General features: G+C 61.8%; 13 protein-coding genes. 2 read left to right on the top strand and 11 right to left on the bottom strand.

Translation table 11 applies throughout. From position 1 onward, the window contains the following. Positions 1 to 31: 31 nt before the first annotated feature. Entirely contained in the window at positions 32 to 1,642 is a 1,611-nt protein-coding gene (locus PSH96_RS00745) for a glycosyltransferase family 39 protein (protein WP_305456925.1), read from the bottom strand. A 194-nt stretch (positions 1,643 to 1,836) separates the two neighbouring features. Here PSH96_RS00745 and PSH96_RS00740 point away from each other — a divergent pair, with 194 nt between their 5' ends. Both PSH96_RS00740 and PSH96_RS00735 read left to right on the top strand, forming a co-directional pair. Beyond that, the gene (locus tag PSH96_RS00740) at positions 1,837 to 3,993 is read left to right on the top strand and encodes an outer membrane assembly lipoprotein YfiO (RefSeq protein WP_305456923.1); all 2,157 of its coding nucleotides are present in this window, start codon (positions 1,837 to 1,839) and stop codon (positions 3,991 to 3,993) included. Further along, the gene (locus PSH96_RS00735; RefSeq protein WP_305456921.1) at positions 3,990 to 4,694 is read left to right on the top strand and encodes a DUF3142 domain-containing protein; all 705 of its coding nucleotides are present in this window, start codon (positions 3,990 to 3,992) and stop codon (positions 4,692 to 4,694) included. Before PSH96_RS00740 ends, PSH96_RS00735 begins: the two co-directional genes overlap by 4 nt. 294 nt (positions 4,695 to 4,988) lie before the next feature. Here the strand turns inward: PSH96_RS00735 and PSH96_RS00730 are convergent, their stop codons facing one another. The 10 genes from PSH96_RS00730 to PSH96_RS00685 form a co-directional block, all read right to left on the bottom strand. Continuing rightward, positions 4,989 to 6,440 (bottom strand): efflux transporter outer membrane subunit, encoded by a 1,452-nt coding sequence (locus PSH96_RS00730; protein ID WP_305456919.1) that lies wholly within the window; start codon positions 6,438 to 6,440, stop codon positions 4,989 to 4,991. Next, a complete protein-coding gene (locus PSH96_RS00725; protein ID WP_305456917.1) occupies positions 6,437 to 7,495 on the bottom strand; it encodes an HlyD family secretion protein in 1,059 nt (352 codons plus the stop codon). The genes PSH96_RS00730 and PSH96_RS00725 overlap by 4 nt, the downstream gene beginning before the upstream one ends. A 15-nt stretch (positions 7,496 to 7,510) precedes the next feature. Then, complete coding sequence (locus tag PSH96_RS00720) at positions 7,511 to 9,046, bottom strand: MFS transporter (RefSeq protein ID WP_305456915.1); 1,536 nt, start codon at positions 9,044 to 9,046, stop codon at positions 7,511 to 7,513. A gap of 237 nt (positions 9,047 to 9,283) precedes the next feature. After that, positions 9,284 to 10,204 carry a LysR family transcriptional regulator gene (locus PSH96_RS00715; RefSeq protein ID WP_305456913.1) on the bottom strand — a complete coding sequence of 307 codons (921 nt, stop codon included), beginning with the start codon at positions 10,202 to 10,204 and terminating at the stop codon, positions 9,284 to 9,286. 60 nt (positions 10,205 to 10,264) lie between these two features. Next, positions 10,265 to 11,113: an ABC transporter permease gene (locus tag PSH96_RS00710; RefSeq protein WP_017136616.1), complete on the bottom strand. Its 849-nt coding sequence runs from the start codon at positions 11,111 to 11,113 to the stop codon at positions 10,265 to 10,267. Between the two features lie 11 nt (positions 11,114 to 11,124). After that, positions 11,125 to 11,976 carry an ABC transporter ATP-binding protein gene (locus PSH96_RS00705; RefSeq protein WP_017136617.1) on the bottom strand — a complete coding sequence of 284 codons (852 nt, stop codon included), beginning with the start codon at positions 11,974 to 11,976 and terminating at the stop codon, positions 11,125 to 11,127. A gap of 20 nt (positions 11,977 to 11,996) precedes the next feature. Continuing rightward, a complete protein-coding gene (locus PSH96_RS00700) occupies positions 11,997 to 12,890 on the bottom strand; it encodes a TauD/TfdA family dioxygenase (RefSeq protein ID WP_305456910.1) in 894 nt (297 codons plus the stop codon). Between the two features lie 214 nt (positions 12,891 to 13,104). Further along, on the bottom strand, positions 13,105 to 14,469 hold the full coding sequence (locus tag PSH96_RS00695; protein WP_056858083.1) for an HlyD family type I secretion periplasmic adaptor subunit: 1,365 nt from the start codon (positions 14,467 to 14,469) through the stop codon (positions 13,105 to 13,107). Next, positions 14,459 to 16,615 carry a type I secretion system permease/ATPase gene (locus tag PSH96_RS00690; RefSeq protein WP_056858202.1) on the bottom strand — a complete coding sequence of 719 codons (2,157 nt, stop codon included), beginning with the start codon at positions 16,613 to 16,615 and terminating at the stop codon, positions 14,459 to 14,461. Before PSH96_RS00690 ends, PSH96_RS00695 begins: the two co-directional genes overlap by 11 nt. Positions 16,616 to 16,656: 41 nt before the next feature. Beyond that, the gene (locus tag PSH96_RS00685) at positions 16,657 to 18,015 is read right to left on the bottom strand and encodes a TolC family outer membrane protein (RefSeq protein ID WP_305456907.1); all 1,359 of its coding nucleotides are present in this window, start codon (positions 18,013 to 18,015) and stop codon (positions 16,657 to 16,659) included. Positions 18,016 to 18,312 lie beyond the last annotated feature (297 nt).

The raw sequence follows: 18,312 nt of genomic DNA, 5'->3' as shown, positions 1-18,312 counted from the left end.
CGGGCTCCAGGTAAAGAAGACTTGACTGAGTCTAGCGGCAACCTTCAGGTTGCGGCTGCGCCCCGTTGCACAGCACGAACAGTCGCGCCCTCGCACCACCGCCATCCTGACGGCTCAACTCACGCCAGCCTTCAGGTAAGGGCGCGAAATCATCCGGCGCTTCGTTGCTGCTGATCAGCCAGACGCGGCGGGTATCGGCAGGCAATGCCGACAGGCGGTCGAGGTAAATGCGCCCGCCGTCCTGATCGACCAATGTGCCGAAACCGTAGGCGTTCGGCCGGGTCGGCGTGCCGTCGGGTTTGGGCGGTGTGTAGAGCTGCAATTGGGCATCGGTCTGGTCGTAATACACGTAGCTGAGGTACCACATCATGTCGCTGAGAACGATGCGGTCGTCTTCCTGGTAATTACGATTGACGAATTCCACAGGCACGTTGAACTGGTCATGTTCATCGACGGTGAAGTTGTTCTTGAGCCCCACCAGCTCAATACCAACAAACAACACGAACAACGCGGCGCCCAACCATGACAAGCGTGTCGGCAAGCGATCAATGGCCAGTGCCAAAAGGATGGGCAAGCCCATGGCGTACACCGTCAGATAACGCTCGATGAACACCGGGGAAATGAATGACACCCCGTACACCAGCAGCAGCGGCAAAAGGAAAAACAGCGCCAGCAGGCTGGCCGGGCGATAGCGGTCGCGATCCTGCCAGGCAGTAACGCCCACCACAGCGATCAGCAACAACGGGAACACCCAAAACAGCGGCTGCCAGAAGCCAATGCCTTCATCCTGAACGATGAATTGCCAGATCATCGACGGCAATGAGAACAGGTTGACCGGATCTTCCCAGCCGATGTCACCCCCCACCTTGAGCTGTTCGGCGTGTTGCACCAGGCCAAGCAGGTTCGGCAACCACGGCAGGTAAACCACCACGATCGCGGCATTGGCCACCCACCACGCCGGGCGCTGGAGCAAACGTTGGCCGGGCGCCTGGGCTGAACTCAGCAAGGCCAGATACGCCCAGTGCACCAGCACACACAAGGCCGTGAAGTAGTGGGTATAGAAACCGGCGCTCATCAGCACGCTATACGCCACCAGATAGCGCGTGCGCTCTGGTTGGCGCACCCAGTACACCAGCGCCAGCGTGGCACCCAACAGCCACACGGCCAGCAGCGAATACATGCGCACTTCCTGGCTGTAGCGCACCGCCGTGGGCAGCAGCGCCAGCAGGATCCCGGCAAGCACGGCGGCACGTCGGGTAGACAGTTGCCGCGTCAACCAGATGCCCAGGCCCACGGCGATCGCACCGGGGATCGCACTCATACTGCGAATCGACCAGATACTGTCACCGAACAGCTCGATCCAGCCACGCAGCATGAAAAAGTACAGCGGTGGGTGCACATCGTGGGCGGCGTGAAACCACAGGTCATCGGCAGCGTATTCGCTGAGCAGCAGGCTGGAGCCTTCGTCACCCCAGATTGCGGCGGACGTCAGGTTGTAAAAACGCAGGGCGACGGCCAGTACCAGGATCGGTACCCACCACAGACGGCTCATCCAGCCGGCAACGTCCCAGCTACTCGCGACGCGATCAAATGCGGGCAATGCCGCCACCTTTTCATCTTGCTCTACCACAGACCGTCGCACCTCGATTCCCCTACCATTGCCTTTTCCGGCGGGCCAAAAAACCCTGCGCGTGAATGATCGCCACTCTAGGACAAAAACCCCTTATTCGCTGCTGGAATCGGACAAATCGGCGATTTGTGTAGGCCTTCACCGAAGCATTTGTAAGATCACGCTATTATGGCGTCCTTCAAAGGACTCAGGATCAAGGACACGTCATGCGCATCGGTTTTCTGTCACCACTGGCCCTGGCATTGCTCGCCGGCCTTTCCTTCCAGGCCCAGGCCAGCGGCGATGACTCGTGCTACCCCGACTGGCGGGTCTCACGCGACAGTCTTGAAGGCTGCAGCAACCTGCCCTTCCTGAGCCCGGGCAATGACAGCCGGGTCAACCTGCGCCTGTTGCTGGCGGATAAACAGGTGGCACCGCTGACGCCCAATGCACTGGGCGAGACCGACCTGGAAGAAGGCTTCGGCCCGGTGCCGTTTCCGGTGTACCGCCTGACCCCGGTAGCCGACGCCGCCGATGAAAAAAACGACGTGGCACCCACACCCAGCAAACTCGACGAATTGCTCGCGCCACTGGGCATTCAGCGTGAAGGCGACAAGGCGGCGGGTGACGCATTTCTGACCGGCGAAGGCAGCCGCTGCCGCAGCAATGATGAAAGCAGTGCCACGGCGTTTATCAGCCAAGTGGTTAAAGCCGACGTGCCCGAAGCGGAGCGCCACCTGCTGGCCAAGGGCCGTGTAGAGATGCTCGGCGCCTGTACCTGGGACGGCGCCAGCCTGGGCGACCCGGAGCAGATCCAGTCCGCCGCAGGCCGCGAGCTGCGCACTTACCTGCAAGCCGCCGGCGACTTCTACAGTGGCCGGTTTGGCGATGCGCAGCGCGGTTTTGTCGCCGCCGCCGCCGGCAGCTTGCCGTGGGTCAAGGAAGCCGCGTTCTACATGATCGCCCGCACCGAGCTGAACCAGGCCCAGGAAAACGCCTTCGACGAATACGGCATGCCGCAACTGGAGCATGTGGATAAGTCGGTGCTGGCCAATGCAGACACCAGCTTCAACCTGTACCTGAAAACCTATCCACAGGGCGAATACGCTGTCTCTGCCCAGGGCCTGCTGCGCCGGGTGCATTGGCTGGCGGGCGATACCGACAAGCTGGCCAACGACCTGGCCGCGCAGTTGAGCGCCAAACGCCGCAATGTGTCGCTGGACGAGTTGGTGCAGGAAGCCGACAACAAGCTGCTCAGTGCCACCCAAAAACCTTCGGCCAACCCACTGATGCTGGCGGTCAACGACTTGATGTGGATGCGCGCCGGCAACCCGCCGCTGCTGAGCCGCGCGGCCCTGGACGCGCAAAAGCCGGTGTTTGCCCAGGAGCCAGCGCTGTACGACTACGTGCAAGCGGCGTTTGCGCTGTACGTCGAACATCAGCCCGACACCACCTTGAAACTGCTGCCCCAGGACGTGCCCGCCAGCCTCGACTACTTCGCTTTCAGCCAGCAAACCCTGCGCGGCCTTGCCCTGGAAGCCAAGAAGGATTGGCAAGGTGCGCAAGCGCTGTGGCTGCATCTGCTGCCCCTGGCCAAGCAGCCCTTGCAGCGCGACCAGCTGGAACTGGCGCTGGCGATGAACTACGAGCGCAACGGCCAACTGGCCAGCGTGTTCGCCAGCGATTCGCCGATCAGCGCCAAGCAGGTGCGCTACATCTTGCTGCGTAACATCGCAGGCCAGGACCTGTTGCGCCAACAGATCACCCAGGCCAGTGACCCGGTCGAGCGTGCCACCGCCCAGTTTGTGCTGCTGTACAAAGACCTGATGCGCAGCCAGTACGCCACGTTCGCTGACGACCTCAAGCAACTGCCGGCATCGGCGCCCGCCGACAAACTCGGCACCAGCCTGGGTTATGTGTATGGCGATGGCCGTTCGTTGCAGTTGTTCCAGTGGAACGGTGATAAGGCGGAGTCCGGCTACACCTGCCCGAGCATTGCGCAAATCGCCAGCACCCTGCAGGCCGATGCGAAAAACCCCAAGGGCCTGAACTGCCTGGGTGAGTTCATCCTGCGCAACAACCTCGATGGCATGCCACTGGACCAAGTGCGCGCCGCCGGCAGCCTGGGCAGCACCGCCTCGTTGTTCAAGGGCGAGACCTTTTCGCGGCTCGACGGTTACCGCCAGGTCATCGCCAACCCCAAGGCGCCGCACAACGACAAGGCCTACGCGCTGTTCCGCGCGATCAACTGCTATGCGCGGGCCGGTTATAACGGCTGCGGCGGTGTAGACGTGGATAAATCCGTGCGCAAAGGCTGGTTCCGCCAGCTCAAAACCGGGTTTGCCGACACCGAGTGGGCCCAATCGCTGAAGTACTACTGGTGAAACACCTGTGGCTAGGCTTGCTGCTCCTGGCAAGCCCGGCCTTTGCCGGCGTTGACGCCCGCGACTACGACGCCTTCTGGCTGTGGAGCGGGGTCACGCCGCAGCCGGTGCTTAAACAGGCGAACACCCTGTACATCCTCCAGGGCCAGATCAACTCCACCCGCCGCGCGCCGCAACGGGGCGTGCAGTTTATCGCCCAAGGCATCAGCGTACCGCGCATCACCCAAGGCCAGGTCTGGGTGGTGTACCGCGCCCACACCCTGCACTGGCCCGAGCGCGTCTACACCCAACTGCTCGGCCAGGTGCAACGCTGGCGCGATGCGGGCAACCCGGTGGTCGGCATCCAGATCGATTTCGACGCCCGCACCCAATACCTGCACGAATACACAAGCTTCCTGCGCGACCTGCGCCAACGCCTGCCTGCCGACCTGCGCCTGAGCATTACCGGCTTGATGGACTGGAGCAGCAACGCCGACCCGCACGCCATCGCCCAGCTCAAAGGCGTGGTGGATGAAGTGGTGGTACAGACCTACCAAGGGCGCCACAGCATCCCGGATTACGCAGCGTATTTGCCACGCATGAACCGGCTGGGGCTGCCGTTCAAGGTGGGGCTGATTCAGGGCGGCGTATGGGAAGAGCCGGGGTATTTGAAAGGGAGTGAATGGTTCAGGGGGTATGTGGTGTTTTTGCAGAACCCTTAATCACGCAATATTCCATGTGGGAGCGGGCTTGCCCGCGATGAGGGCACTTCAGTCAACATAACTGTGGCTGAACTACCGCCATCGCGGGCAAGCCCTAATGCCAGTCAGTTAAGCGCAGATCCCCTGTGGGAGCGGGCTTGCTCGCGAAAGCGATGGGTCAGTCAACATCAATGTTTGCTGGGCCGACGTCTTCGCGGGCAAGCCCGCTCCCACATTTGATCTTCGCTGCTTTGAGCATTTCGTTCGCTCAACTGACTGGCATTAGGGCAAGCCCGCTCCCACAGTGGGTTGTGTTCAGCCTGCCGGAATGGAGGCTGTAGCGGGGTAGACGGACTCCCAGCCACCGCCCAACGCCTTGTACAGCCCCACCATCGCCAGCGACACGCCGGTGGAGCTTTCTACCCACTGCTCCTGCGTGGCCAGCAGCGCGCTTTGCACGGTGAGCACGTTGACGAAGTCCACCACGCCTTCGACGTACTGCTGTTGTGCGGTGCTCAACGCGATCTGGTTCTGGCGTACCGCTTCGGCGAGGCTGTCGCGGCGCAGTTGGCTGGCGTTGTAGCGGGTCAGTTGGTCGTCGATCTCATGCCAGGCACGCAGTACGGTTTGCTGGTACGCCAGCGCCGCTTCCTGTTGCTGGGCTTCACGCAAATTCAACATGCCTTGCAAGCGCCCGCCATTGAACAGCGGCAGGCTGAATTGCGGGCCGAAGGCAAATGCGCGCGAACCCCAGGAGCCAAAATCCGAGAGTTGCAGGGCTTGGGAACCCAGGCTTCCGGACAAGGTGATACGCGGGTAAAAGTCGCCTTTTGCCACGCCGATACTGGCGGTGGCCGCATGCAGGCGCGCTTGCGCCTGGCGAATATCGGGCCGGCGTTCGGCCAGTTCCGAGGGCAAGCCGATGGCGACCTGGCGCGGGGTTTGCGGCACGGCGGCGTCCTTGGACAGTTGCGCGTGCAGCGCTTGCGGCGGCTCGCCCATCAGCAGGCTCAGGGCGTTGATCAGTTGGTCCTGACGCTGCTGCAAGTCCGGCAAACGCGCTTCGATGGCGGCGACCTGGGCGGCAGCTTCGGCCACATCCAGGTCAGTGGCCACGCCGTCGGCCAGGCGCAGTTGCGAGAGCTTGAGGCTGTGGCGGGCGACGTCGAGGTTTTGCTCGGTGACGGCGCGAGTGTTCTGCACGCCGCGCAGTTGGATGTAGTCCTGGGCGGTTTCGGCGAGTACCGACAGCAACACGGCGCGGCGGTCATCTTCGGCGACTTGCAGGGTGGCGTCGGCGGCTTCGGTTTCGCGTTTGACGCGGCCCCAGAAGTCCAGCTCCCAGGCGGCCGAGAAGCCCATGTCCCATTGGTTATAAGCAGATTGACCGTTGTTTTTGGACGGGTCGCTCAAGCCTTTGCCACTGTTGCGCTGGCGCAGGTAATCCCCAGTGGCGTTGACGTTGGGGTAACGCTCGGCAGTGGTCACCTGACGCACGGCACGGCTTTGTTGCAAGCGGCTGCTGGCCAGTTTCAGGTCGAGGTTATCGGTGAGCGCACGGCGTGTGAGGGCCGAGAGTTCTGCATCGTGGAACACGTCCCACCAGCGCTCCTGCAAAGGGTCGGTCACCGCGTGACTCGCCGCCTGGCGACCCTGGGGTTCGCTCCACTGGGTAACTTGCGGGCCTTGGGGCCGCTGAAAATCCGGGCCGACCGTGCAGGCGCTCAGGCTGATCAGGCTCAAGGTGAGCCAGGCAAAAGGCTTCATTGCTGTGCCACCTCACGCGACTGCGAGACAGGCCGGGTGTCGACTGTGGCTTGCACCGACATGCCCACGCGCAGGCGTTCAATATGGGGCTGGTTCGGCTCCAGGATGATCTTCACCGGAATACGCTGTACCACCTTGGTGAAGTTGCCGGTGGCGTTGTCTGGCCTGACCGACGCGAAGGTCACTCCGGTAGCCGGTGCCAGGCTTTCCAGATGGCCCTTGAGCAACTCGCCGTCGAGGCTGTCGACGCTGAGTTCTACGGCTTGGCCGGCATGCATATGCGACAGTTGCGTCTCCTGGAAATTGGCCACCACATAGGCCTCGGCCAACGGCACGACCGCGAGGATCTTGCTGCCCGGCGTCACATAGGCGCCGACCCGCACGGCACGCTCGCCGACCATGCCATCCACCGGCGCGACAATGCGTGTGTAGGACAGCTGGTAGCTGGCCATTTCCAACGCCGCCTGGGCGCGTTTGAGTCCACCTTCGGCAGCGTCACGCTGGGCGGTGAGGATTTCCACTTGCTTGCGTTCAGCCGCCAGCACCGCCGTGGCTTTGGCCAGGTTTGCGGTGGCCTGGTCGATGCGCGTCTTGGCTTGCTGGGCGTTCTGCACGGTGCCTGCGCCCACGCCGGCGAGGTGGTTGTAGCGGTTCAGTTCGTGCTCGGCGAACGCCACTTCGGCACGGTCGGCCGCGACGGTGGCCTGAGCCTGGGCGATCACCGAGCTTTGGCGCTCCAGGGTCGCGGTGGCGTTCTTCAGCTGGGCCTGGGCGACCAGGGTGTCGGCGTCAGCGGCCTGGGCGGCAGCGCGAAAATCGCGGTCGTCGATCAACGCTAACAGTTGGCCGGCCTTGACCTGTTGGTTGTCTTCCACCAGCACTTCTTTGATAAAGCCCGCCACGCGCGGCGCCACCAGCGTGAAGTCGGCGGCGACGAAGGCGTCGTTGGTGGTCTGGCGCTTGCTGCCCAGCACGCTCGGCGCGACCAGATAAACCAGTACGCCGACGGCAAACACAGCAATAACGGAGACGGCAATTTTGTCTTTGCGTTTCATGAGAAGTCCTTGAGGCTAGGTCGGTGCGCGAGGCGGAAAGATCCGCGTGGGCATCCAGAAAATCAGCAGGATCAACGCCACTGCGACACCGGCCATGACGTAATAGAGGTCCGAAGAAGTCAGCACCACCGCCTGCTGGTGCAGGCGCTGGGCAAGGTCCGGTGCGTCGCCGTCGGCCAGGGGCGAGTTGCCCAGGTGGTCCACGAGCATGGTCGAGTGGAAGTGCTCACGCTGGGTGGTCAGGGTGTCGAGCACGGCCGTGGCGATGACCGCAGCGAGGCCTTTGACGGTGTTGAACCAGGCCGAGGCGAACGGCCCGTCCATCGGCTGGATGCTGCCGGTAGAGAGCATCAGCAACGGCAATACGGCCATGGGCTGGCCGAAAATCTGCAGCAGGTACCAGCCGTAAAAATCGTCACGTATCCACGCCGAGGTGAGGTGTGAACTGCCGATGCAGCACAGCACCAGCATGCTCAAACCAAGGCCCAGCACCCAGCGGCAGTCGACCCAACGCAGGTTGCACAGCGCCGCCACCAGCGGCAGCGCAATCAACTGGGGCAACGCCATCAGCAGCATCACCGGCGCGGTTTGCAGTGGCCGGTAACCCTGCACCTGAGCGAGAAAACTCGACGGGATGATGATCACCGAGGTCAGCACCATCAGCACGCCCGCCAGCACGATCAGGGCGAACGCCAGGTTGCGCAGGCCGAGCATCTGCAACTTGAAAAACGGCACGGGGTGCGACCATTCATTGAGCATGAACAGCACCAGCAACACGCCGCCGCCGATCAGCAGAAAGGTGATCAGGCCGGATTCGAACCAGTCCAGGCGATTGCCCTGCAACAGGCCGATGACCAGCATGCAGATCGCCGGAAAACCCAGCAGCAGGCCGCGCCAGTTGAACTGCTTGAAGCGCTCCAGGCGCAGCGGGTCTTGCGGCAAGCCGTAAGCCACCGCGACCATCGCCAGCAGGCACGGCCCGACGATCTGCCAGAACGCCCATTGCCAGCCGACGTATTCGGTCCACAACGCCGCCAGCGGCGTGCCCAGGCTCGGGCCGAACGTGGCGGTGAGCGCGTAACCGGCCAGGCCGTAGAGCTTGACGTGGGCCGGCAGGAAACGCAGCGCCACGGTCATCAACATCGGCGGCAATGCGCCGCCGGCCAGGCCTTGCACGGTGCGCAGCACCAGCAGGCTTTCGTAGTTCGGCGCAAACGGGCACAGGATGCCCAGCACGGTGAACAGGCCGATGGCGCACAGGGTGAAGCGTCGCAGGGAGAAGGTCACCGAACACCACGGCGCAAAGGCCATGGCCGCCACGGAGGTGGCCGTGTAGGCCGCAACCAGCCAGGTGCCTTCGTCAAAGCCGATGAACAACGCACCGCGAATATCCGCAAGGGCTACCTTGGTGACCATCTCATTGAGGCCAGAGACCAGCACCGCCAACAACACACCGACCAAGCCGATGATGATGCGCGGGCCGAACACAGGTGGGCTCAGGGCAGTGGGTTTGGCTGCAGCCTGGAGAGCGGGGGCAGCGAGGGATGTCATGAACGCGCAACTCGGAATTGGAAATACCCGAGCAGTTTAATGGGGTGCATACATGACAAAAAAGTTACTTGTTGGAAGCTTATAAGTGCGCCAGACGCAATCGTTGGAATGGCGTAAATCCAATGTGGGAGCGGGCGTGCTCGCGAAGGCGGTGTGCCAGGCACCTTAAGTATTGACTGACCCAACGCTTTCGCGAGCAAGCCCGCTCCCACATTTTGACCGCGCCAGCATCAACAGTCAGTTGGGCTGGGCTTCGAGCCAGGTGGCATGGCAGCTCTCGCGCATGGTCTCGCGTAGCCATTTATGGGCCGGGTCTTTGTCGAAGCGTGGATGCCAGGATTGGGCCAATACCAAGGTCGGCAAGGAGATAGGCAACGCAAAGGCGCGCAACGGCAGCTTCAGGCGGTTGGCGCTCAGCAACGCTTCCTTTGGCACGGGCAGCAGTAGATCGGAGTCGGGCAGCATGAACATCGCGCCGTGAAAGCCTGGGGCGATCATGGCCACGCGGCGCTCCAGGCCTTGGGCATTCAGCGCAGTGTCAATCGGGCCACGGGCGATGCCGCGTCGCGAAATGCTGATATGGGAATAACTGGCAAACCGTGCGGCGGTGATTTCTTCGTCGAACAGCGGGTGATCTTGCCGAGCCAAACCGACGAAGGTGGTGGAAAACAAATTCTGTACCTTCACCTCGGGGCTGGCCGGCAATGTATTGCTCACGCGCAGGTCCAGGCGCCCTTCGCGCAGCGCGTCGTCGTCGGTATCGCCTTCGGGCACAAAGCACAGCTCGCACAGCGGCGCCATGCGCTCCATGGTGTCAAACAGACGACCGCCGTACACGCCGACAAAAAAGTCGTTGGCCCTCACGCTGAAGCGGCGGCGCAAGGTGCTGAGGGCTACCTCGTCCGCCGAACGAAACAGCAACGCCGCCTGTTCCACCACGTTGCGCACCTGGCCTTGCAACTGTAAGGCCTTGGGCGTCGGCACCAGGCCGCGACCGGCGCGCACCAGGATCGGGTCGCCCACCGCCTCGCGAATCCGCGTAAGGGTACGGCTCATGGCCGCCGGGCTGAGGTTCATCCGCCGCGCGGCGCCGACCACACTGCCCTCGTCGAGCAAGGCGTCGAGGGCGACCAGCAGGTTCATGTCCGGTAGTTGCATGCCAAGCACTCGTGATCAGTGGGGAGTGAATTGCACGCAATCCTAGCAGGGATCAGTGGCTCAGCGCTGCATGCCCCAACGCTTTACGGTGAGACGCTCGAAGGTATCAAACACCAGGTTTTCCACCAGCAAACCGATGAGGATCACCACAGCCAAGCCGGCGAACACTTTATCGGTATACAGCTCGTTGCGGTTCTGGAAGATGTACCACCCCAGCCCGCCTTTACCGCTGGTGGCGCCGAACACCAGTTCAGCGGCGATCAATGTGCGCCAGGCAAAGGCCCAGCCGATTTTCAGGCCGGCCAGGATCGACGGCAGCGCCGCCGGAATCAGGATGAACAACACAAAACGCATGCCCTTGAGGCCATAGTTACGACCGGCCATGCGCAGGGTTTCGGACACGCCGAGAAACCCCGAATAGGTGTTCAGCGCCAACGCCCACAGCACCGAATGCACCAGCACAAAGATCAGGCTGTTCTGCCCCAGGCCAAACCACAACAGCGCCAGCGGCAGCAGGGCAATCGCCGGCAGCGGGTTGAACATCGACGTCAGGGTACTGAGCAGGTCGCGGCCCAATTGCGTGGACACGGCCAAGGTGGTGAGGGCAAACGCCAACACGATGCCGATCAGGTAGCCCTTGATCAGCACCGCCAGCGAGATCCAGACCTTGCTCAACAGTTCACCGCTGAGCAAGCCGTCGAACAGCGCCTGGGAGGTCTGCAAAAAGCTCGGCAGCAGCAGGTCGTTGTTCTGGTAGCGGGCGACCGCCTCCCAGAGAATCGCAAGCACGATCAGGATCAAGCCCTTGCGCAGCCAGCCTTGTTGCCACAGGCGTTGGCGCAGGGGCAGTTCGCGCTCGACGGGGACGCTGAGCAGTGGTTCGAGGGTGACTTCAAATTCCTGGCGCATGGTGCGGCCCCTTAGTAAGCAATGCGGATATCGGCGAAACCCAACTCACGTTCGGCTTCGGGCGCTTCATCGAACAGCAGGCGATGAATACGCCGCGCCGACGCCTGGAATTCCACACCGCCGAGGCTGTGCAGGTCGTATTGATGGCTGTGGATTTCTGCCCGCACGCGCCCTGGGTGCGGCGACAACAACAGGATGCGGTTGCCCACCACCAGCGCCTCTTCGATGGAATGGGTGACGAACAACAGGGTGAAGCGCACCTCTTCCCACAGCAGCAGTAATTCCTCCTGCATCTTGCGCCGGGTCAGGGCATCGAGGGCGGCGAAGGGTTCGTCCATCAGCAGGATTTTCGGTTGCATGGCCAAGGCACGAGCGATGGCCACACGGGCTTTCATGCCACCGGACAGGGTGTGCGGGTAGGCGTCGGCAAAGGCACTGAGGCCGACTTTTTCCAGGTAGTGCAGCGCGCGCTCTTCGGCTTCGCGGCGCTTGAGGGTCTTGGAGGCCAACAGCGGGAACATCACGTTCTGTTTGACGGTTTTCCACGGTGGCAGCTGGTCGAATTCCTGGAACACCACAATGCGATCCGGCCCGGGTTCGTCGACCTTTTGCCCCAGCAGACGAATCTCGCCTTCGCAAGGTTTGATAAACCCGGCGATGGACTTGAGCAAGGTGGATTTGCCGCACCCCGAAGGGCCGAGCAGCACGTAACGGTCGGCCGGGTCGATTTCGAAACTGACCTGGTGCGTGGCCCGCACCACGCGCTCTGGCGTGCGGTATTCGAGGCTGACGTTGTCCACCGCCAACAGCGGTTTGGCGGTACTCAGGGTGCTGGCCGCGTGGCCTTGCAGGGGCGCGTTCATGTCAACTCTCTTGCCGGGAATCAGAAAGGCGCATCGCCCTGGATGGTGGTGCGAAACAGTTTGCGGCGCAGGTGGCTCGGGCAACCGGCGGCCAGGTGGATCAGCGAGCGGTTGTCCCAGAACACCATGTCGTGGGGCTGCCACTGGTGGCGGTAGATATTCTCCGGCAGCACGCTGTGGGCGTAGAGCTGGGCCAGCAGGTCGCGGCTTTCGTCTTCCGGCAGGCCGACGATACGGGTGGTGAAACCTTCGCTGACGAACAGGGCTTTGCGGCCGTTTTCCGGATGGGTACGCACAATCGGGTGGACCACTTCCGCCACCTGAGCCAACTGTTCGGGCGTGAGGGTTGGGCGCCAGTTGCCTTCGAATTTGGTTTCGCTGTAACGCGCGGTGTAGGAGTGCGCGGCGCTGCGGCCTTCCACGGCTTTGCGCAGATGCTCGGGCAGTTGCTCCCAGGCTTTGTGCATGTCGGCGAACAGGGTGTCGCCGCCTTCGGATGGCAGTTCCTGGGCGTGCAACATCGAGCCGAGGCTGGGCAGCTCTTTATAGGAGAGGTCCGAATGCCAGAATTTACCCGCATCGCCCAGGCCGATGGATTGGCCGTTCTCGATGATGTTGGAGACGATCAGGATTTGCGGGTGGTTGGCCAGCAGGAACTGTTTGAGCACGTGGATCTGCAGCACGCCGAAGCGGCGGCTGAAGGCGATCTGTTGTTCGGGGGTAATGCGTTGGTCGCGGAACACCACGACGTGGTGATCCAGGTGCGCGCGGTGGATGCGTGCGAAGTCCGTGTCGTTGACCGGGCGGGACAAGTCCAGGCCGATGACCTCGGCGCCGACACTGCCGGGCAGTGGGCGAATCTCGAAGGATTGGGCGGTTGGGGTCGCTGTTGGAACAGTAGAGGTGGCGGACATGAGGGCACTCCCGGTCGGACAGGGGAGTGAATTTATAGGTATAAGAATGGAAGCTTAAATACCGTTAGCGAATATCGATATGCTTTAGGGTTGGGATCTGCGGTGGGGCTGACGACGCTATCGCAGGCAAGCCAGCTCCCACATTCGAATGTGTTCACACATCAAAATGTGGGAGCTGGCTTGCCTGCGATGAGGCCACAACAGGCGCTGAAGATCAGCGCTCGTGCAACGCCTCGGCCCGCGCCTTGATGATCGGCTTGAGCAGGTAACTGAGGATGCTTTTCTTGCCGGTGATGATGTCCACCGAGGCCACCATGCCGGGAATGATCAACAAGGGCTTCTCATCAGTGCCCAAGTGGCTGCGGTCGGTGCGCAGGGTGATCATGTAGTACGTGGTCTTCTTGTCCTCATCGGTGATGGTGTCGGCACCGATGCGCTCAAGCTTGGCCTTCAGGCCGCCATAAATGGTGTAGTCATAGGCGGTGAACTTGACGATCGCCTCTTGCCCGGGATGCAGGAAGGCGATGTCTTGCGGGCGGATCTTGGCTTCCACCAGCAGGGTATCATTGAGCGGCACGATTTCGACCATGTCGCTGCCCGGCTGAATCACGCCACCGACGGTGTTGACCAACAGCTGCTTGACGATGCCGCGCACCGGCGAGGTGACCAGGGTACGGCTGACCCGATCTTCCAGGGCACGGCCGGTGGACTCGGCCTTGTTCAGCTCGGTGCGGGCTTCGTTAAGTTGGGTCAGGGCTTCGCTGCGGAATTTGCCACGGGTTTCGTCGATTTTGCGCTGCACTTCCTTGATCGCCGACTCGGCGCGCGGGATCGCCAGGGTGGTGGCGTCCAGCTGACCACGGGTTTCCATCTCGGCACGCTTGAGGCGCAATACTTCCACCGGCGATACCGCGCCCTGGGCCACCAACGGCTCGGACATGTTGATTTCCTGGCGTTGCAGGGACAACTGGCTGCGGTACTGGCCTTGCTTGGAGGTAAATTCGCGCAGCTCCTGCTGGCGCTGTACCAACTGCTCCTGCAAACCACCGACTTCGTCTTTTAATTGCTGACGGCGGCTTTCATACAGCGAGCGTTCGTTGGCGGCCTGGCTGGGCGCGGCCTTGAGCACGTCGTCGGGGATGTTCAGCGGGCGGTCATCCACCTGCGCACTCAGGCGCTCAACGCGCAGTTGCATGGCCAGGCGCAACGCTTCGGTTTCGCCGGCATTGGAGACAAACCGAGTGTCGTCGAGGCGAATCAACGGCGCACCGGCTTCGACGATCTGGCCTTCCTTCACATACAGCTCGGAGACGATACCGCCTTCCAGGTTCTGGATTTTTTGCAGCTTGGACGACGGAATCGCCTTGCCGTCGCCTCGGGTAACTTCGTCGATGCTGGAAAAACCGGCCCAGGTCACCAGGAAGACGAAGAACGCAATGATGGCCCAGATAGTCAGGCGGATCACCCGCGGCGCATCTTCGATCAGCGCTTTGTTGACTTCAGGCAGGGGTTGGCCCTGCAGCGAGTCGGTGCCTTTGAAGTAACGGCCAACCGCGCTTTTGATGGAGTTAAGCAACACTGATCTGCCCCTTTTTCAACGCTTCCATAACCACGGCTTTCGGGCCGTCTGCGAGGATCTGCCCACGGTCGACCACCAACAGGCGGTCCACCAGCGAGAGCAGTGAGGCACGGTGCGTCACCAGCACCACGGTCTTGTTTTGCACCACGGCTTGCAGGCGTTGTTTTAAGCGTTCTTCACCGGTGTTGTCCATGGCACTGGTGGGTTCGTCCAGCAGCAGGATGGGCGGATTGAGCAGCAGCGCACGGGCCAGGGCGACGTTCTGGCGCTGGCCGCCGGACAGGTTCTGCCCGCGCTCGCCCACTTGCAGTTCATAACCTTGTGGGTGCAGGCGGGCGAATTCGTGAACGCCGGCCAATTCCGCGGCTTGCAAGACCATTTCGTCTTCTACATAGCGCGCACCGGACACCAAATTGTCGCGCAGGGTGCCGGCCAGCAATTGAATGTCTTGGGCGACGTAGCCGATGTTGTGGCGCAACTCGCTCACGTCGATCTGGCGCACGTCCACACCGTCCACAAGCAAGGCGCCGGAGTCGGGCTGGTACAGGCCGACAATCAGCTTGGCCAGGGAGCTTTTGCCCGAGCCACTGCGGCCGATGATGCCGATTTTCTCGCCCGGCTTGATCACCAGGTTGATATTTTTCAGCGCGGCGTTCTGCTGGTTCGGGTACGTGAAGTTCAGGCCACGGCACTCGATGGCGCCTTGCAGGGTGCGGCGGCTCATGGGCCGCTCTTCGAAATTGCGCTCCTGGGGCAGCTCCATCATCTGGTCCACCGAGGTCATGGTGACCTTGGCTTGCTGGTAACGGGTCAGCAGGCCCGACAGCGAGGCCAGCGGGCTCAAAGCGCGGCCACTGAGCATGTAGCAGGCAATCAGGCCGCCCATGCTGAGGTTGCCGTCGATGATCTGGTACACGCCGAAGACGATCATGATCACGCCAGCCAGTTGCTGGATGAGCAAGGTCATGTTCATCGACAGGCCCGACAGCAACTTCACGCGCAGTTCGAGGCGGCTGAGGGTGCCGATGGTCTGCTCCCAGCCGTACTGGCGCTCGCTCTCGGCGTTGTTGACCTTGACCGCATCGAGCCCGGCGAGGGTTTCGATCAGGCTGGACTGACGCTCGGCGGCCAGGGCCATGGTCCGTTCCATGGTCGCCACCAGCGGTTTTTGCAGGGCGTAGCCGATGCCCAATGCCAGCGGAAACGCCAGTACCGGGATCCACACCAGGTGCCCGCCCAGGATGGCGATCACCAGGAAAATCAGCAACGTGAACGGCAGGTCGATCAGACTGGTGAGGGTCAAGGATGCGAGGAAATCACGCAGGCTCTGAAACTCATGGATGTTCTGCGCGAAGCTGCCAACCCGTGCCGGGCGGTACTTCATGGACATGCCGACAATGCGCTCGAACAGCGTGGCCGAGATGATCAGGTCGGTTTTCTTGCCGGCCAGGTCCAGGCACAAACTGCGCAGGCTTTTGAGCACCAGATCGAACAGGTAGGCGCCGCAGATACCCACGGCCAGCACCCAGAGGGTCGCGGTGGCCTGGTTTGGCACGACACGGTCGTACACGTTCATCACAAACAGCGGCGCGGCCATGGCGATGATGTTGATCAAAAAGCTCGCGGCGATGGCGTCGGTGTAGAGCCAGCGCGAACGTTTGAGCGTGTCGCGAAACCACGAGCGCGCCCGAGGAATCAGGGTGCCGTGGTTGACGTCGAATTTATGCTGAGGCTGGGCGAAGAAGACCTTGCCGATGTAGTCGTCGGCCAGCAGCTCACGTTTGATCAGCACTTCACCGCCGTCGCTTTCGCTGAGCAGGATGCGTGCTTCGTCTTCGCCTTGCCAACCCACCAGCACGGTACTGCGGCCGTCCTTGAGCAGCAGCAGCGCCGGCAGTGCAATCGTCGGGATCTGCTCCAGCTTGCGCTGCAATACCCGGCCTTGCAGCCCGGCACGCGCGGCTGCACGTGGCAGCAACTCGGCACTCAGGCGCTGCGACGGCAGCGGCAAACCGGTGGTGAGCATGGCCGCGCTGGCGGGCTTTTGATGCAGGGCACAGAGCGCCAACAGCCCGTCCAGTAACGGGTCGTCGTGCAGCGTGCGTGGATCATGACTGAGATGAACTCGACTGACTTCGGATTCCACGCGGTGCACTCTCGACTAACAGATGGGGCTATTGGGGTGGCTCAATTCATCCCAGGCAGTTGGACTTTAGGTTTCACGTCGTTCTGTACGACGGACGCCATCGGTGCGACCACGCCCTGGCTTTTGAGCAATTCGCCCATGGTCGCCTTGATTCGATACTGAGTAAATAACTGAATGTTCTTGATCTCTTCCAGACGACGGGAAGCGGTGAACAATTCGTTCTCACTGTCGAGCAAGTCGAGCAGGGTTCGTTGGCCGAGGCTGAACTGCTGCTGGTAAGACGTGCGCACGCGGGTGCTGTGGTCCACGTATTGCTGGGCAACCGGCAACTGCGCATTGGCGTTGTTCAAGGCGTTCCAGGCCAGGCCCAGTTCTTCATTGAGCTGGCGCAAGGCGTTGTTACGGATATCCAGGGCTTGGCTGGCCTGGTACGACTTGGACTGCAGGTCGGCCTTGTTGCTGCCACCGGCAAACAGGTTGAAGCGCATGCGCACCATGGCTTCCCAGCCGTTGCTGTGACCGGCGTCGCCGCCGACGTTGTTGTCGGCATTGGTACCAAGCTCGGCATCAAAGCGCGGGTAGAAGGGCGACTTGGCAGCTTCGTACTGGCTCTCGGCGGCGGAGATATCCGACTCGGCCGAACGCAGGATCGGGCTGTTATCGAGCATCTGGCGCCGGGCTTCATTCAGGTCCGCCGGCAGCATGGCCATAAAGGGCGCTGGGCGCTCAAGCTGATCGGGCATCTGGCCGACGGCGCTGAGGTAGTTGACCTGGGAGTCGGCCAGGTTGGTCTGCTCGGTGATCAAGTTGTTGCGCGCCTGGGCCAGACGCGCTTCGGCCTGGTCCTGGTCGGCACCGTTGCCGACACCGCGCTGGGTGCGCAATTTGATCTGGTCGTAGATGCGTTCGTGGTTGCGCAGGTTCTCTTCGGCCAGACGCACGAATTCGCGGCGGGTCAACACGTCCAGGTAGACCTGGGCGACGGTCAAACCGGTGCGCTCGGAGGTGCCGAGCAAGGAATAAGCACGGGAGTTGACGTTGGCTTGCTGACGCCCGACTTCGCTGGAGGTGGCGAAACCGTCAAAAATCATCTGTTGCAGACGCAGGCTCGATTCGCCGCGGTTGTGGGTGTCCCACTGGTTGCCGTTCGGGCCGCTGGCGGCGCGGGTGGTGGAGTTGTCGGTGCCTTCACGACCGTAACCGGCGTTCAGGTCAACGCGTGGCAAGTAACCACCTTGAGCGGCGCGCAGTTGGTAATCGGCGGCAATTCGGCTGTTCACACCGGCTTGGATTTCCGGGTGCACATCCAGCGCCTGCTGCATGGCCTGGGGCAATGTTTGGGCTTGTACGAAACCGGCGGCGAGTACGAACGGTATTGCCTTGAACAGGTGCAGACGCATTAAAAAATTCCCCAGGACTTCTTGTCTCAAATCACAGCGATTGGCTTCGCTGCGTCGGATAATGGCTACCGTAATGACCGTACGTCGGAAAGTTCAAAAAGCGGAACTGCTTCACACATGTAGGACGGTTCGCCGCATAAATATCAATGTGACATTACGGGGCCAATTGTTTAGGATGGCGACCAGAAGGTCAATAGTTTGGCATAAACTAGATAACGAATAAATCTAGCCAATAATTTGACGTCAGTAACTACTTAGACTACGCCCCCTCCTGTCTGGCCCTCACCCCGCGAGCGG

Source organism: Pseudomonas sp. FP2338 (genome assembly GCF_030687515.1).
Lineage (GTDB): Bacteria > Pseudomonadota > Gammaproteobacteria > Pseudomonadales > Pseudomonadaceae > Aquipseudomonas > Aquipseudomonas salomonii.
Note: the sequence above shows the minus strand (reverse complement) of the source record. Positions and strands in the feature narration are given on the sequence as shown.

Excerpts from the sequence above, each read along its gene's own strand:
- PSH96_RS00740 (WP_305456923.1), top strand. The coding sequence starts at position 1,837 with ATGCGCATCGGTTTTCTGTCACCACTGGCCCTGGCATTGCTCGCCGGC.
- PSH96_RS00730 (WP_305456919.1), bottom strand. The coding sequence starts at position 6,440 with ATGAAGCCTTTTGCCTGGCTCACCTTGAGCCTGATCAGCCTGAGCGCC.
- PSH96_RS00725 (WP_305456917.1), bottom strand. The coding sequence starts at position 7,495 with ATGAAACGCAAAGACAAAATTGCCGTCTCCGTTATTGCTGTGTTTGCC.
- PSH96_RS00720 (WP_305456915.1), bottom strand. The coding sequence starts at position 9,046 with ATGACATCCCTCGCTGCCCCCGCTCTCCAGGCTGCAGCCAAACCCACT.
- PSH96_RS00715 (WP_305456913.1), bottom strand. The coding sequence starts at position 10,204 with ATGCAACTACCGGACATGAACCTGCTGGTCGCCCTCGACGCCTTGCTC.
- PSH96_RS00710 (WP_017136616.1), bottom strand. The coding sequence starts at position 11,113 with ATGCGCCAGGAATTTGAAGTCACCCTCGAACCACTGCTCAGCGTCCCC.
- PSH96_RS00705 (WP_017136617.1), bottom strand. The coding sequence starts at position 11,976 with ATGAACGCGCCCCTGCAAGGCCACGCGGCCAGCACCCTGAGTACCGCC.
- PSH96_RS00700 (WP_305456910.1), bottom strand. The coding sequence starts at position 12,890 with ATGTCCGCCACCTCTACTGTTCCAACAGCGACCCCAACCGCCCAATCC.
- PSH96_RS00685 (WP_305456907.1), bottom strand. The coding sequence starts at position 18,015 with ATGCGTCTGCACCTGTTCAAGGCAATACCGTTCGTACTCGCCGCCGGT.